Annotated in this window: 16 protein-coding genes and 1 tRNA gene; 9 read left to right on the forward strand and 8 right to left on the reverse strand. The window is 33.6% G+C overall.

From position 1 onward, the window contains the following. Window positions 1–56 precede the first annotated feature (56 nt). The 3 genes from AB0A59_RS02615 to AB0A59_RS02625 all read left to right on the forward strand — a co-directional run bounded on the left by AB0A59_RS02615 (window position 57) and on the right by AB0A59_RS02625 (window position 1665). Window positions 57–572 carry a tetratricopeptide repeat protein gene (locus AB0A59_RS02615; RefSeq protein ID WP_458746226.1) on the forward strand — a complete coding sequence of 172 codons (516 nt, stop codon included), beginning with the start codon at window positions 57–59 and terminating at the stop codon, window positions 570–572. A 181-nt stretch (window positions 573–753) separates the two neighbouring features. Then, the gene (locus tag AB0A59_RS02620; RefSeq protein ID WP_458746228.1) at window positions 754–1113 is read left to right on the forward strand and encodes a P-II family nitrogen regulator; all 360 of its coding nucleotides are present in this window, start codon (window positions 754–756) and stop codon (window positions 1111–1113) included. Window positions 1114–1386: 273 nt separating this feature from the next. Continuing rightward, window positions 1387–1665 carry a hypothetical protein gene (locus tag AB0A59_RS02625; protein WP_458746230.1) on the forward strand — a complete coding sequence of 93 codons (279 nt, stop codon included), beginning with the start codon at window positions 1387–1389 and terminating at the stop codon, window positions 1663–1665. A 171-nt stretch (window positions 1666–1836) separates the two neighbouring features. Here the strand turns inward: AB0A59_RS02625 and AB0A59_RS02630 are convergent, their stop codons facing one another. Together AB0A59_RS02630 and AB0A59_RS02635 are read right to left on the reverse strand one after the other, a co-directional pair. Continuing rightward, window positions 1837–3387 carry an MFS transporter gene (locus AB0A59_RS02630; protein WP_458746232.1) on the reverse strand — a complete coding sequence of 517 codons (1551 nt, stop codon included), beginning with the start codon at window positions 3385–3387 and terminating at the stop codon, window positions 1837–1839. A gap of 46 nt (window positions 3388–3433) precedes the next feature. Continuing rightward, complete coding sequence (locus AB0A59_RS02635; protein ID WP_458746234.1) at window positions 3434–4555, reverse strand: NAD(P)-binding domain-containing protein; 1122 nt, start codon at window positions 4553–4555, stop codon at window positions 3434–3436. Between the two features lie 236 nt (window positions 4556–4791). On the opposite strand from AB0A59_RS02635, the gene AB0A59_RS02640 reads away from it, so the two are divergent. From AB0A59_RS02640 to AB0A59_RS02650, 3 genes are all read left to right on the forward strand, one after another. Next, window positions 4792–5391: a TetR/AcrR family transcriptional regulator gene (locus AB0A59_RS02640; protein WP_458746236.1), complete on the forward strand. Its 600-nt coding sequence runs from the start codon at window positions 4792–4794 to the stop codon at window positions 5389–5391. 101 nt (window positions 5392–5492) lie between these two features. Beyond that, on the forward strand, window positions 5493–6005 hold the full coding sequence (locus AB0A59_RS02645; RefSeq protein ID WP_458746238.1) for a gamma carbonic anhydrase family protein: 513 nt from the start codon (window positions 5493–5495) through the stop codon (window positions 6003–6005). 249 nt (window positions 6006–6254) lie between these two features. Then, the gene (locus AB0A59_RS02650) at window positions 6255–7421 is read left to right on the forward strand and encodes a hypothetical protein (protein WP_458746240.1); all 1167 of its coding nucleotides are present in this window, start codon (window positions 6255–6257) and stop codon (window positions 7419–7421) included. A gap of 322 nt (window positions 7422–7743) precedes the next feature. Here the strand turns inward: AB0A59_RS02650 and AB0A59_RS02655 are convergent, their stop codons facing one another. Beyond that, the gene (locus AB0A59_RS02655) at window positions 7744–7965 is read right to left on the reverse strand and encodes a hypothetical protein (protein ID WP_458746242.1); all 222 of its coding nucleotides are present in this window, start codon (window positions 7963–7965) and stop codon (window positions 7744–7746) included. 281 nt (window positions 7966–8246) lie between these two features. After that, window positions 8247–8921 carry an O-methyltransferase gene (locus AB0A59_RS02660; protein ID WP_458746243.1) on the reverse strand — a complete coding sequence of 225 codons (675 nt, stop codon included), beginning with the start codon at window positions 8919–8921 and terminating at the stop codon, window positions 8247–8249. A gap of 1243 nt (window positions 8922–10164) precedes the next feature. On the opposite strand from AB0A59_RS02660, the gene AB0A59_RS02665 reads away from it, so the two are divergent. From AB0A59_RS02665 to AB0A59_RS02675, 3 genes are all read left to right on the forward strand, one after another. Next, window positions 10165–10857, forward strand: a complete 693-nt coding sequence (locus AB0A59_RS02665) for a hypothetical protein (protein WP_458746245.1) — start codon at window positions 10165–10167, stop codon at window positions 10855–10857. 57 nt (window positions 10858–10914) lie between these two features. Beyond that, window positions 10915–11196, forward strand: a complete 282-nt coding sequence (locus AB0A59_RS02670) for a winged helix-turn-helix domain-containing protein (protein ID WP_458746247.1) — start codon at window positions 10915–10917, stop codon at window positions 11194–11196. A gap of 169 nt (window positions 11197–11365) precedes the next feature. After that, window positions 11366–11635 (forward strand): pentapeptide repeat-containing protein, encoded by a 270-nt coding sequence (locus AB0A59_RS02675; protein ID WP_458747538.1) that lies wholly within the window; start codon window positions 11366–11368, stop codon window positions 11633–11635. A gap of 183 nt (window positions 11636–11818) precedes the next feature. Here AB0A59_RS02675 and AB0A59_RS02680 read toward each other — a convergent pair. The 4 genes from AB0A59_RS02680 to AB0A59_RS02695 all read right to left on the reverse strand — a co-directional run bounded on the left by AB0A59_RS02680 (window position 11819) and on the right by AB0A59_RS02695 (window position 15346). After that, window positions 11819–11916: transfer RNA gene (locus AB0A59_RS02680), tRNA-Arg, on the reverse strand. A 44-nt stretch (window positions 11917–11960) separates the two neighbouring features. After that, complete coding sequence (locus tag AB0A59_RS02685; RefSeq protein WP_458746249.1) at window positions 11961–12692, reverse strand: hypothetical protein; 732 nt, start codon at window positions 12690–12692, stop codon at window positions 11961–11963. A gap of 231 nt (window positions 12693–12923) precedes the next feature. Further along, window positions 12924–13508: an Ntn hydrolase family protein gene (locus AB0A59_RS02690; RefSeq protein WP_458746251.1), complete on the reverse strand. Its 585-nt coding sequence runs from the start codon at window positions 13506–13508 to the stop codon at window positions 12924–12926. Between the two features lie 65 nt (window positions 13509–13573). Beyond that, a complete protein-coding gene (locus AB0A59_RS02695) occupies window positions 13574–15346 on the reverse strand; it encodes an ATP-binding protein (protein ID WP_458746253.1) in 1773 nt (590 codons plus the stop codon). Window positions 15347–15401: the final 55 nt, after the last annotated feature.

A 15401-nucleotide genomic window follows, 5' to 3' on the forward strand; every position in this document is an offset into this window, starting at 1 on the left:
GCCAAAAGGGATATTAGTTTATGCTTTTATATTTTAGACAAGTTGGGTGTATGTAGTTGTTTAAAATAAACACAAAATATTTTAAGAATAAATATAGAAATTTTAGTAACGAAAGTTCAATTGCAGATAAAACCATAAATCTTGAAGAATTGGTAAAGTATGGGGAAAAAGAGGCCAGTCGGAATAATTTCGAAACGGCTCTAAATATTTTTGATAGTGCAATAAGGGTGAATCCCGCATTTGACTCTGCTTACGGAGATAAGGCCTTAGTCTTTGACAAGATGGGAAAACTGGACGAATCTTTAAAAATGTATTCTAAGGCACTGGAAATTAATCCAAAAAATTCGGTAACCTGGCATAATAAGGGTTTAACCCTTATCAAGACGAAAAGAATGGATGAAGCCATTAATTGTTTTGATAAAGCTATTTCTATTGATAAAAATTATTCCAAGGCTTGGTATAACAAAGGAAGATGCCTTGAGATGCAAGGAAATATTGAAAATGCACAGATTTGTCTGACTAAAGCTAGAAAATTAGATCCGTTCTTGTTTTCTAGAATTAAACTGAGATAAAAGGGCAAATACCTCATTTTTTAGTATTTTTTTGCATTATTAAATTTCGACTGAATATTCTAATCATTTTGTTACCTAAAAGGGAGGCGGAAAATTCTAGGGACTATAACTTTGGATGGCATTATTAATTTATATCTAAATAATTAGTAAAGTTTAATTGAGAGGTTCTGTATTTATTTTCATGAAAGAAATCAATGTTTATATTCGACCGAACGATCTTTCAAAAGTGACCGAAATTTTAGCAAAGCATAAGTTGGGTATTACCTTTTTTGATATCCAGGGAACTGGTAGAACCCCACGATCTACCTCCGAAATTATTCATTCTTATCAAACCGGTAGAACCACAACACCTAAATTTATAGGTCGTGTCCTTGTGATTTCAATAGTTTCGGATTCGATTGTTAGCCAAATCATTGAGGAGATGATGCGTAGTTTTGATATGGTAGAAGAACCATACGGCATACTCTTTGTAAAAGATGTGACTAATGCCTATGAATTAGGGACGGAGTTGAAAGGAGATGAAGTTCTAGTTTCTAAATGATTTAACTCTACATATGCACAATCTCTGAAATAGGTCTTGAGTTTTCAAAATTATCTCAACGTCTTTTTCGGATGTCTTAATGTCTAATAGGGTTTTCTTTTAGATCATGGTTGCTCAAAGAAACTAAATCCTGTAGTATAGAATTACTATTTGGAGTACTAGTTTATGATTATAATTATGATAGCAGTGCCAGTCATTTTAATATTTGTCATAAGATCTTATGAAACTAGATCTTAACCAATAATAGTCGGTCCAGATTATTAAAAAGAAGAATTGACCCGAGAACTATTAGAAGAAGAAGCATGGAATATCATAAAGCCCATTTGTAGAGAACTTGATGAATTGAGAAAAGAAGGCCATATACAGTTTTTGTCGGGACTTCATAATGAAAATGACGGTACCTATAAAATAAACCTGCGTAGTAATCATTTGCATTTTGCGTCACGAGGATTAAAGGATAGTATAGGTGATATATCATACGAGACTGGTAAAATCAGAATTGGTATGCGAGCTAATGGGATACCAATAAATATTTTTGTTGAACTATTTTGATATAATGATTATCTAATATATCCATGGGTCGGAATAGTGAATCGTCATCTTATGAAGAATATAGGATGCGAACTCCTTTAAGTGAAAATGGGGAACCTGCTCTTCATTTACGATTTTTCTTGCTATCTTGCCAGCTGCGTTATGGGGGAGCGCAGCAATTGAATTTGTAGTTCATGTTGCTTTTGGGATTATCTGATTAGTCCTTCTTTTCAACAAAATCATACATGGGAAGGATATAAGAGAAATTATTGTTGCAGTGATAAATATGAGATTATAAGACAGCTGTGAAGGGAATGATTGTCCTTCGATACTGGTAGCTGACTCCTGATAAGCTTGCATATATGTTGAGGCAATTACTGGTCCTATGGAACTACCCATTAATACTAATACTACTGATATTCCTATCGAGACTCCACTATATTGATGGGGTGTATGTTGTAATGTGATATTGAATGCTCCTACTTGTGTCAATGATAATCCTGCGGAAATTATTATCAAATTTATTGAAATTAAAAATTCATTAACGTGAAATACAAATAAACTAGCAAAACCAACTGTAGTCAAAACACTTCCTACAATAATTGGTTTAAAATTTCCTATTTTTGATACTATAAATCCGGAGGATGGAGCAAATATTAGGAAAATTATCATGAACGGCAATTGAACCATTGCACTATCCATTGCATCTCCGCCAAATCCAAATGGTATTGGACTAGTTATCAAAATTGGTATGGTTTGATATATCATAAACATCGTTATTCCAAAAACTAAAAGGATAATATTTGAGGGAAGCAAAATCCTGTCTGAGATTAATCTGAGCGGTATTAGCGGATCCTTTGCCTTTCTTTCAATGATTACAAATGCTATCATCGCGCAAATTGTCATTGTAATAAGGGACCCCAATACAATGCCATCAAACGAGGAAAAATTATTGAATTCGCTATTTAAGTTAGCAAAGTATGTCAAAGTTAATAAGAATGCTGAAATTGATAAAGCTAACGATGTCGCTCCTTTGATATCAATATGATGTCTGGTTTTTTTATTGCTAAGGTTATTTTGATTTAATCGTACATTTTCCTTTTTAGGTGGGATGAAATTTGTATTTTGTTCAACTTCGTCGATGGTATTTGATGAGTTATCCTCATTTATTCTCTTCTTTATTATGATCCAAAGTATGATTGCCACTGGTATTATGGTGAAAAAAGTAGCTTGCCATCCAAAATTTTGGACTATTGTACCACCTATGGCTATTCCAACTACCGATCCTGCAGCAAACATCGAACTGAATATTCCTATACCAATTGCAATCTTAGACATAGGAAATTGGTCTCTTATAATGCCAAATGCGATAGGAAACATTGAAATGCCTATCCCTTGAATTATTCTTGCCAAAATTAAAGTGTAAATATTAGTTGATATTCCGCCAATAGCTATTCCCACGATATAAATGACAAAAATCACAAGCACCATTTTCTTTCTACCATATATGTCTGATAATTTTCCTGCAATAGGGGTCATTACTGCTCCGGAAATTAAGTAGGCTGTCAGAATCCATGAGGAGGTACTGTATGAAATATCAAAATCTCTGATTATATCACTAATAGCTGGTAAAAGCATTGTTTCTCCGTACATCGTGATTAAAATTGTCGATCCCAATATCGCTAACGTTATCCACGTCGATTCGTGAATCTTCTCGGTTGCTTTTGGTTTTATGTTTTTCATGAATAAATATATCCTAGTTTAAAAAAAATGGAAAAATGCTATCTGATCATACGGCTGGAATTTTAACTTCCTTTTCTAGTTTTCTTCTATATTCTTTATAGTCCTCATCAATTTCCATGGCTGCTTGTAAAATCTTGCTTTTTATTGTATTAGATGAATTAATAAACATCTTTGTATCTTTGGGAAGACAGTGACCACCTATCCCATCTCTTGGTTCTAGTACTTCTACATTCCATTTTGTATTGAGTGATTCACGTAATTCCGAAAAACTGATACTATTAGACTTGCAATAAAGGTAAAGCTCTTCTGCAAATGCTATTTGGAGATATCTATGAGCATTCTCTACTATTTTGGTTAGCTCTGCTACTTCAACTGATGATACTGGATGCATTGGAATTGATAGACTTTTTAGCCCTTCTTTTGTCGCTGTAGTTGTAGTTGTAGTTGTAGTTGTATCTATTCCTTCTATTCCTTCTATTTCTCCTGCTCTTGTAGTTGGCATTCCTTCTGTTCCTGTTGTTTGTTGTGGGATTACCTCACGTCCATCATAAAAGTTAAGACCATGTTGTAGACAACAGTTGCTTACACCTCCTACAATACGTAATTGATTTACACCGTGAATTTCTTCTTCTAATGCATACCATCTATGTGGTGCATGTACAACGTGTAGTCTATGATCTACTTTTTCAAATACTTTTTTTGATGTACCTTTTGGTATAGTACTTTCAACTGATATTAGTGCACCTGTCTTTGCTTCTCTAGATATCTTTTCAACAACGGACATCAAACCATCTACTTGTGGTGTAAACATATCATCTGGTCTATGTGTGGATACACAGATAATTAATACGTCAAAATCACCAAAGTTTGTTGCTTGTTTTATTCCATAATTGGTCTCAGCTGATTGCATGGTTTTTTGATTTATATCGTATCCATAGGTATCAAAACCATGTTCTTTAACATATTTTGCAACTGGAAGACCAAGCTGGCCTAGTCCTATAATAACTACCTTCTCATTTCTAAGGATGTTAAGCCTTTGGATATTTAACTTGTTAGATTTAGGTGGATTAGTAGTGGCAAGGTCACTATCTGAATAAGTAAGCTGTTCTTGTATCTCTAAACGCATATCGTCTAAAGACTGGCCCCTTTCCCTCCTTGATGGAATCATGATTTATCTTACGAATACTCCTTAATAAATTAAACTGACTGGTCAGACATGTTTATTAATATCCACACCTAATTTAGTTTATAATTGTATAGACTTGATTTCAATTCTCAAAAACTTGGTCCAAAGTCTTTTTTACAGTTTAGAATGACTATAATATCGTATGCATCTCATATAGATGTAGTAACCTTTGGGGTGTATACAGATTCTTGCAAAATTATTGATATAGATGAATACTAATGTGCCCAAAGGTAACATCTCAACATAAACAAGAAGTACGAGGCCGGATTATTCAATCCGCAATTGAATGCTTTTCTAAAAATGGATTCGATCGAACTCGAATGGATGACATATCTCTTTTGGCTGAATTAAGTAAAGGAACATTATATAATTATTTTGATAATAAAGAAGATTTGTTTAATGCTATTTGTGAGGATAGTCTTGACCTATTGAAAATTCAACTTGATCAATTATTTACTAGTAATAGGAATGATTTAGTATCAAATGCAGAGTTATTTTATGAAAACTTCCAGAAAATACAAAAAGAAGGAAGTGCAAGAGTCTTTTTTGAGGCTTTATCTGAATCAACACGCAATTCAAAACTGCAAAAAATCTTGTTTAAACACAGACTCAAAATCTATAAAGTTGTTGAAAACTATTTGCAGATCCAACGTGACAAGGGTTTTTTTAAAGGCGAGAAGAATCTAACATATATCGCCTCTGGCATGGTATCCTTGTTTGACGGGATTACAGCAGGAAGTCTTCTTGGGATCCCAGAGGATTATAATAGGAAAATTTGGGCCGTAACAATAAAAGCTATATTGACACATTTAGATTAGTAGTGAATCAAGGATAATCATTGGAATATTGATTTCAGATGGTGCCATTTGTATTGATTAATCAATAATAATTTATAACCTATTACCCTGTTAACACGAATGTGTCCTTATTACCTTTTAAAAATAAAGTTCCAAAAATAAATTCCGATTGTTTTATTGCGCCAAATTCTGTAATTATTGGCGACGTAGAAATAGGATCTCGTACATCGATATGGTTTGGCACTGTTCTTAGAGGGGATGTATTTCACATAAGGGTGGGTTTTAATACCAATATACAAGATAATAGTGTTGTGCATGTTACCACTAATAAATATCCCACTATTATTGGTAACAATGTTACTATTGGTCATGCAGTGACACTTCATGGTTGCTCAATAAATGATAATTCGCTAGTTGGGATAGGTTCTGTTGTTATGGATGAATGCGAACTTGGAGAATGGTCAATAATTGCTGCAGGTTCGGTGGTTAAGCCAAATACTAAAATTCCCTCGGGCAAACTTTGGGGGGGTTTGCCAGCGAAGGAAATTCGTGACATAAATAACAAAGAACGAGAATGGATAAAAGAGTTATCAAATAATTACTTGGAATTATCAAAACAATATTTGAGTATTTAAAAGGAAATAGACAATACATTTCCGAATTAGATACTGTAAATAAATCGTATCTGCCTACAAACGTTCCTGTCCGATCCTTAAAATCATCTTTTATATATCATAATCCTTGAAATCCGTTCTAGCAGAATCCTATTCCATAACTAAATAGGTTAATTTTGTTTCTTTTATTTTTACTAAACATGATGTTGTACCATTGATAAAGTAATCAGTTATCAAACTGCTTTATGGGATTAGATAGGATCTTCAATAATGCTAAAGATTATACCATTTAATCTACTATTAATATTCTTAGTAGTGGTAGTAACAGGTACAGCTACACAAGCAATCTTTAATCAAAACGTATTAGCACAAAACTCAGGTGAAGACAGCTCTCGTGGATTAAATTTTGATGGTCTATTCGGAAATAACAAAGACGGTTTCAGTTTCGATGAATTGTTCCCATTTAGTGATTCTAGCACTTCAAGTTCTGAAGATGAAGAATCCTCTTCAAGTTCTGAAGATGAATCCTCAGCTATGGATCCATTGGGCGGAATCGATCTTGTATTTCCTTTAAATGATATCCAACCTCCAGAAGCACAATCTGATACAGCATCTGAAGATGAAGGTACCTCAAGCCCAGACGACAATAGCAAATCTATAGCTCCCCAGAACGAGTCAACTTCTGAATATGAAAATGCAACATCTTCTGAAGACGACAGCACAAAATCAAGCTCTGAAGGCGAAGAGACAACATCTTCTGAAGACGACAGCACAAAATCAAGCTCTGAAGGCGAAGAGACAACATCTTCTGAAGACGACAGCACAAAATCAAGCTCTGAAGGCGAAGAGACAACATCTTCTGAAGACGACAGCACAAAATCAAGCTCTGAAGGCGAAGAGACAACATCTTCTGAAGACGACAGCACAAAATCAAGCTCTGAAGGCGAAGAGACAACATCTTCTGAAGACGACAGCACAAAATCAAGCTCTGAAGGCGAAGAGACAACATCTTCTGAAGACGACAGCACAAAATCAAGCTCTGAAGGCGAAGAGACAACATCTTCTGAAGACGACAGCACAAAATCAAGCTCTGAAGGCGAAGAGACAACATCTTCTGAAGACGACAGCACAAAATCAAGCTCTGAAGGCGAAGAGACAACATCTTCTGAAGACGACAGCACAAAATCAAGCTCTGAAGGCGAAGAGACAACATCTTCTGAAGACGACAGCACAAAATCAAGCTCTGAAGGCGAAGAGACAACATCTTCTGAAGACGACAGCACAAAATCAAGCTCTGAAGGCGAAGAGACAACAAGCTCTGACAGCTCTCGTATGATTGCTCCTCAAAGTGGAACTGCATCAACAGAAACAGCTACACCAGTAGCTCCTCAAAGTGGAACTGCATCAACAGAAACAGCTACACCAGTAGCTCCTTAAGTGTAGTCGATTCGATCGATAATGATTAGGTGAAGCAGGCGCGATTAAAAAAATCCATACCTGCTTTACATAAAACCAAATTTTTTATATTTTTTGATTTACTTATATTGTTAATATTTCATGATGTATTACTGCTGGTCATTCAATTCATAGTAGATTCAATTTCATAAAATTAAAACTTCATAAGATATCAGTTACCATATAAAATAACTCATCTTATTCATAACCTATCTTAATATTATTATAAATTTAGAATCTCAATTTTACCGATTCTTTAGTCTAGTGCTAGAAATTCATGATTTCCTACTCTTTAATAATTAGTTTAACGAACAATTTCAAATATTTTTTTGAGATCTTCTTGAAGTGCTTTGTATTTATCCAATCTTGTTCGTCCCTCCTCTGTGGATGGTATATTCTCTAATAATTTTCTTTGTTCTTTTTCTGTCATACAATCAACGGAGTTCAGGATGTCTTCAAGTTCAGATTTTGATAATTCAACTGTAATTATTTCACTGGGATGATTCGTTTTAACAATTTTTATCATATTCATATTGACATGTCCAAATTAATATCTTTGTTCATATCCAAATGTGGATTGAGATGAATTGCAATGGACCTCGACGTAAATTAATCGAATCGTTAAGATTTTCTTGTTTAATCCAATAAATCATACTTTAGATTATTTCAAATTATCCATTAATAGTGCATTATTTATTGTATTTTATGCATTCGAATGTTAATGCAGTTGTATGGCATTTCTCATATAGATGTATATTCCATATTTACATCGTGTAAAAATGAATTAGATATCATTAGTCTCATGAATCATCTTATTTTTTGACTTATTTCTTCACCATATCCGATTGGGACAGTTACCGATTGAACAAAATCTATTTTTCTTATATGTTCAATATATTTAGACATACTTGGTCTATACTCTTCAGGATATAACACATTATCCGTTACAATTATTCCACCCTTCTTGATCATTGATAGGGCTAAATCAAAGTATCCTATCAAATTTTCTTTGTCTGCATCCAAAAAGATAAAGTCAAAATATTGATTTTGATCATCTGGATTTTCATTAACTTTATTGGATAATTGCTTCAGAACCTCTATAGCATTTCCTTCAATTATTTCTATTATATCGTTAACTCCAGCATTCTTAAAATTTGTTCTTGCTTTATTAATTTTAACTGGATTATTATCTATGGTGGTGATATTTTTTTTTAATAATGAAGAATTTCCATTATTCTGATAAAACGAATATGCTATCCAAAGAGTCGAATATCCAACGGATGTTCCTACTTCTAATATCTTATTGGCATTCATCAACGATATCAAAATATTGAAAAATTTTCCAGTATCGCTGGTAATCGCAAGCATTGAATCTTCATGGGAAATATTTGTTAAACCTGATCTTTCTGCTGTTGATTGCTTTTCCAACTCCATTAAAACTTCCATAATTCTCGAACATGCATTAAGATTCATGTCTGACATTTTTCTATTCTTATAATTATTTAATTCTTCTAATATTAAAACAAAATATTTTTGTATTTTAGGTGATTATGGTTGTATAGTAGTTGTACAGTTATAGAAATCTTAAGTAACAGAACAAGACTTTAACTGTAGTAAAATAGGATTAGTTAATATTGATAACCATGAAATTATTAATATGTTTTTTATTATTTCCACTTACATTCAAAATACCCAAATTCTATTGAATTCAATAATTTAGATCGCCTGATGATTATTAGACTAAAGAATAACGTTACCAAGGTCATTTAATAAATAAATACTTCAATATCTATATGATTGAGTTTTGTAGACCTGAATTTCTGTATCTGCGCTTTTTGGTATCATATTGAGTTTATGATTTCAATTGATGTGGATACATATATTTTATTTTGATTTAATTAATTTTGCAGAAATCTGTATGGATCATGATAACTTCTTACATTTTTCAATCAGGTAGCTGAGAAAATGGAGAGGTGCGATTATTTACATGTGACGCTCATATTTTGCTAGATTTAATAAATAATTTTACAGTACTTGATAAAACTGATGAACTCTAAAATGAAATTAACATATTAACCAACAAGAGAAATCAAGTGCTACGCTTCACCAAATCAGAATGATTCGATGAATGATGAGAGGAAATGAGAATTAATTACTTTCTTGGATAGAGGTAAATTTTATAAATTAAAAAAACTGGAAGTGAATATTGAGAATGGGAAAAGTACAAATGTTTACGAATATTTTGAAATCGCATCTAGGTTCATTATCTTTTTCTAAGTTTATTGGGAATGATATCTAAAGATGCATCTTTTATTCTTACCTAATGTGAAAACGTTTACCTGTAGTTGTATTTTTAACAATAGTTACTCAGAATAGACCAACACCCCCGGAGGAAGGAGTGCTGATATCGGTCGTGAAGGAGGGTGCCTCTATTGATTAATCGGGGAATTGGTATGAGAGTTCACATTGTCAAATAGGTACTTATTAGAACATCAAATCCTCTGATAGATCATCTTCCTATCATTAACTTTTTTGTAAAGGATAATAGTTTAGTCACTGCTCATTCTATGGCCAACTTATATCTAGTTATAATGCGTATTCGAAGATCTTAATATACAATAATATTATAGACGATTATTCCACAATTATCTATTATAACTATATATCCTAATTGTCTTCATTAATTATTATATCCAATATTGTACGTTAATAAATCACGTTTAAAATGTTAAAGTCAAAAAACACAAACAAAACTACACTAGTATTAGTTGTAGCAATACTAGCAGCTATCATGACAATCGGTCCTTCTGTATCTAATTTCCAAAGTGTATTTGCACACTATGGAGTAGACAAAGACGACTGTAAAGATGATAAAGACTACTATGAAGATCATGAAGAATCATGCGACAAGAACTTGAAAGAACATTATGGTAAAGATTATGATGGTAACTTTGCTTCACAGGCTATCGCTCAAGAACAAGATTCTGAACAAAATAGTCTAGTAGTATCTGGTGATGATACAAAGAACTCTGGTAACAACATCAACGTCCAAAACCAAGAAAACAAAGGCAATAACGCATTAGCTCAAAGTGGCGGTGATGGTGATGGCAATAGCGCAAAACAGGCAATTGGTCAATCACAATCCAGTGAACAAAATAGTCTAGTAGTATCTGGTGATGATACAAAGAACTCTGGTAACAACATCAACGTCCAAAACCAAGAAAACAAAGGCAATAACGCATTAGCTCAAAGTGGCGGTGATGGTGATGGCAATAGCGCAAAACAGGCAATTGGTCAATCACAATCCAGTGAACAAAATAGTCTAGTAGTATCTGGTGATGATACAAAGAACTCTGGTAACAACATCAACGTCCAAAACCAAGAAAACAAAGGCAATAACGCAGCAGCACAACAATAACCTCTCCCTTTTTTATCTCTATAACAAGATATATCATTGAACGCTAGATGATGAAGAATGAAAGAATCTGCATCTAAAAGAAGTCGTCTGGAATTATATTATTATATATTAAGAACATGTATCATTGATGAAAAACGTACTAGGAGTTCTCTAAATAGGCAACTCTTGATATCTTACTCGCTATTAGACGATTGTTTAATTTACCTACAACAGTTAGGCTTTATAGATATAAACTATAATGATAGGGCAATCAAAACTACATTAAAGGGCCAAAACTATGTACAGAAATTTGGCTATTTGATGCAACAAGTAGAGGATATTTCTAAGTTGTCAACCTAAATCTGTTCAAATTTGAAAATTTGATTTACATACGGAGGGCTTCAGACTGATATGGGGGTTCTATATGTTAGATACTGAAAAAACAGTACAAAAAGTATCAAACTCTCAGTAAGGGATAAAAATTGAATAAGGGTTTGATATGCTTTCAAGGTAGTTTTTACAGACAAAAATAAGTAATGCGAACTTCTCAAATGTAGATTTATCAAATTCGGATTTATCAAATTCTGAAATCTCCAATATAACGTTTAATAATGCAAATATGTCCTATTGTAATCTTCAAAACACAAAGATTTATAATTGCAGTTTTGTTGGATCAGTAATCTCATTTACAAATCTTAATAAATCCGAAATAAAACTGTCAAATTTAACTTTCACTAATTTCTCTTCAAGTGATTTGTCGGATACTACGTTTGTTGATTGTGATTTATCAAAAGTTTGAATGGGATAGTTCAAAACATATCCCTTTGATAATTTATGCACAAGATTGTCGATAAATTTGACATAGTAGCAAGGTCTGAATATTTTGAAGAACTAATCTAATAATGCTGATTTAATAAAAAATCAAGTTCGAATGGTATCAACTTGATAATTATACTACCCAAAATTATGGTCAAATTTGACGCGGGCCCGGAGGGATTTGAACCCTCGGCCTGACGCTTAGGAGGCGTCCGCGCTATCCATTATACGCCTTTGATTCTACAAAGTCTGCGCTACGAGCCCATCTTATACTCTCAGATTATCTTATTTTTGAGATTAACATAATATTAATGCTGAGAAGAATTCACGAGGTTAGATGTAACCATTAGTTTGCCTAAAGTAGTGATATTAATTACTGTCTTGCCCCTGTCACCTTTATCGACCTCTACCAATCCCAAGTCTGCTAAACCTTTGTTCTCTTTACCGCCTTGTACATGATAACTTAAAAGAGGTTTTCCATATCCTGAAATTTGTTCTAGTTCTTCTAAACTGCTTACCATTCCGCCTATGCTATCAATACTTTTTAATATTTTTATCTTAGTATCTGATATGATTTCGCTGTAACTGAACTTTAGTACTGGTAATAAAAGAGGTATCGAGTGACCGTGGTCCATTGCAAATGCCTTTATTCCATTAATAAATGCTGACGAGAGAGCAGCACAACTGATTAATTTATCTCCAGAACTTACATTCATTAGTATTTGATGATATTCCATGCTTTTCTTTAATAGTACTTCATTAACTCTTTCGATTGTATCCTTTACGACATTTTCCTTCTGAACAAGAATTATTTCTATACCAATGCCGATTATTGTTTCAATCTTCTTTGAATATTCAATGGCTTTGGCTTCGTCACTTGAATAGCATATTAGTATGAGTTGGTGGATGGGAAAATTTCGAATCCCCAATGCAATTCCATCCTGATCGTCGTCACCAAAAGTAGCAATTTGAAGAGTTTTCATTCTATAAGGTATTGATATATGGACTTGATTAAAAATATTTACAATTTTCTGCTTCATTTTTGAATTTGGCACTTAATTGGGATTTAATATTAGAAAGTTTTTCTTCTAAACAATGATAAAGATCCACTACCAAATCTTGAGGTATTCTGGAAGCTTCGAATTATTTTAGATGTCAAAGATGTTAATTCAAGTAGTCAAATGAAATCAAGTGGTTGACATCTCCTCTAGGGCAGCGAAATTGTCTTTTACCACGCACGACAAATATGATGAAATGTTTGTTTTTCAGGTTTATACTGGGTATGAATTTTCGTTTTTTCCATTCTTATTGATGATTAAAATATCTATACCATCACCGCTTGCAGAATCCCTTTGTATGGATGATCGAATGGCTTTTAACGCTAAATTAGTAGCTTTCTCCTCGTCAAAGTCTTCAGAGAACTCTGCATCCATTACTCCCAATGCCATTTCAGCTCCAGTTCCTACTGCGGCATATCTATCTGGTAAAACTGAACCTAATGGATCGAGAGTATAAATTTCAGGTTTGCCCGTTGTAACACCACCTACTACAACTTGAGTTAATAGCGGGAAGTATCTTCTTTCAAACATGATAACAGACATTAATTTTGCAACTGAATTCGGTTCAACATTGCGTCGAGTTTCCAATTTCCTAATTTTTGACAAAGCGCTTACCTGTCGTACAAGCACCTGCATATCCGCAACCATCCCTGCACAGGCGGCACCTACGTGATCAGTAACATTAAATGTTTTTTTAGTATTTTTATTAACTACGAAATTGCCATATGAAACTCTCTTTTCAGCAGCCAAAAGTACTCCATCATTGTAAGTAATGCCAACTGCTGTTGCTCCGGGCATAAATTGAAAAGCCATTTAATAATTAAAAAAAGGAGAGTTAGATTTAGTCGTTTCTATATAGATCGCTACTTTTTCAACATGGAGTAGTCATGAATCTTTATTGCTTCGGATATTAGCTTATTTTGAATTTCTAGGATATCCTTCGCTTCTGGATATTTGGACCCAACCACTACCTCGGCAACAATGTTTGTTATATGTCTGAAAAGGAATTCATCTCCTCTTTGAGCTTCAACCTTATAGGTGGAATGAGCCTTATTTACAAAGACAATATTTTCATTCGTAAAACTGTATCTCGGATCAGTTTCATCTTCGTATGGGATCACTTTGTATCCTATTTTTTTTAGAGTAAACGTTTTCTTGAGAATTGGTTTTCTAATAGTTTTTCTGATCATCCCGTTACCGCTATTGGAAAGATGGTCGTTATGATTATTATTTAAAACCTGAGTTAAAGAAGCGCCCTCACTGGTGATAGAATCGTTGATGGCAAATTCATTGGGTGAATTGGAGATTTCAGAATTGCTGAAATTTTTGTCTCGATTGTCTACATAATTGTCCGATGAAGAGATCCTTGTAGTTTTCTTTGAATTCAAATCATCAAAAGTTGAACCGGTAGTTGATTTGTTGTTGTCATCTTCAATGCCTAAATCGTAGTTCTTATCTACTTCCGTTGAGGTAAAGAATACATTATCGTTTCTATTATTCCCCTCACTATATACTGAATATTCATCGCCTGAGGCACTATCTCTTGGTCGACTTGAGTCATATGTTTCATTCGCATCGGCTGGGGATGAAACCTCAACTGATTCAAATCCTTGAATCTCTTCTCCTGGTTCAAGGGTTTCCAAAACAGCTTGACCCATGACTTTATCTATTTCCTTATAAATTTTTGATTCTTCTCTTGTAATTAGGACGTCTTCATATTCTGTTAGGCTTGGAAGTACTTGATCAATTATGAAAGTTTTTACATTTTGATTGAAATTGTTATATACATCATTCTCAATCAATGCCGATTTATCGGCAAACCTGGAGGTTAGTTCGTCGCATTTTAAATATCCTGTAACTCGGCTTAACTTGTTGTCAAATCCAAATGTGCTCCGCAAAACCACGTGGTTACCTACCATTATTGCTATTCCCTTCTCATCTTGTCCCAAAGGCCTTCTAGCAATAGTTATTTCACCGGTGATTCTTGGATTATCTAAGCTTACTTCTAACTTATAACCCTGAATATCTGGCGAACGGATTACTTGGGAATTAGACATATCCCATTCTTTAATATTGTCAGCAGATTTGATATACACATCGAAGAGAGGATATTTTAGAATAGAGAGTTTTTTAATTTCTTTGGAAAGTTTGTTTATGTCAATGCTTATTTTAGATCCTATCAACAAAATTTCAGTACCATTTCTGTTGAGTTTTGGTTCTCCTATCTCTTGCAGTTTCGCTCGTCCGGTAATTAGCTCTTCTAATGTATTACCGTCGATGGATATTGTTTTGCTAAAATCATCCAGCCGAGTTTTAATTTTCATTTGATCAAACGAAGTTAAAAAGGATAATCGTCCAGTACCGTATCGTCCAGTTCTTAATCTTTTTAATTTTGGTGAAAGTGTCTCTTCGGCCTTATGGGGTGAGCCTAATATCAAAAATTTGTCCATTGAATTGGAGTTCATTCCTGCATTGTCTTCTATTACCACATTGCCGTTGTTTAGTACAGTTACTAGGACGTTCGTTGCATCCTCGTCAAAAGCGTTTTCAATAAGTTCTCGCACTATTTCATATGGAGAGATCCACGTTTTTGTGGCAAACTCTCTAAAAAATGATGGATGAACCTTTAATTCCATAGTCAATATATTTTAGTTTTTAGGAGAAGATTATTTAAACAAATATTAAAAATTA

This window comes from Candidatus Nitrosocosmicus sp. T (assembly GCF_054408485.1).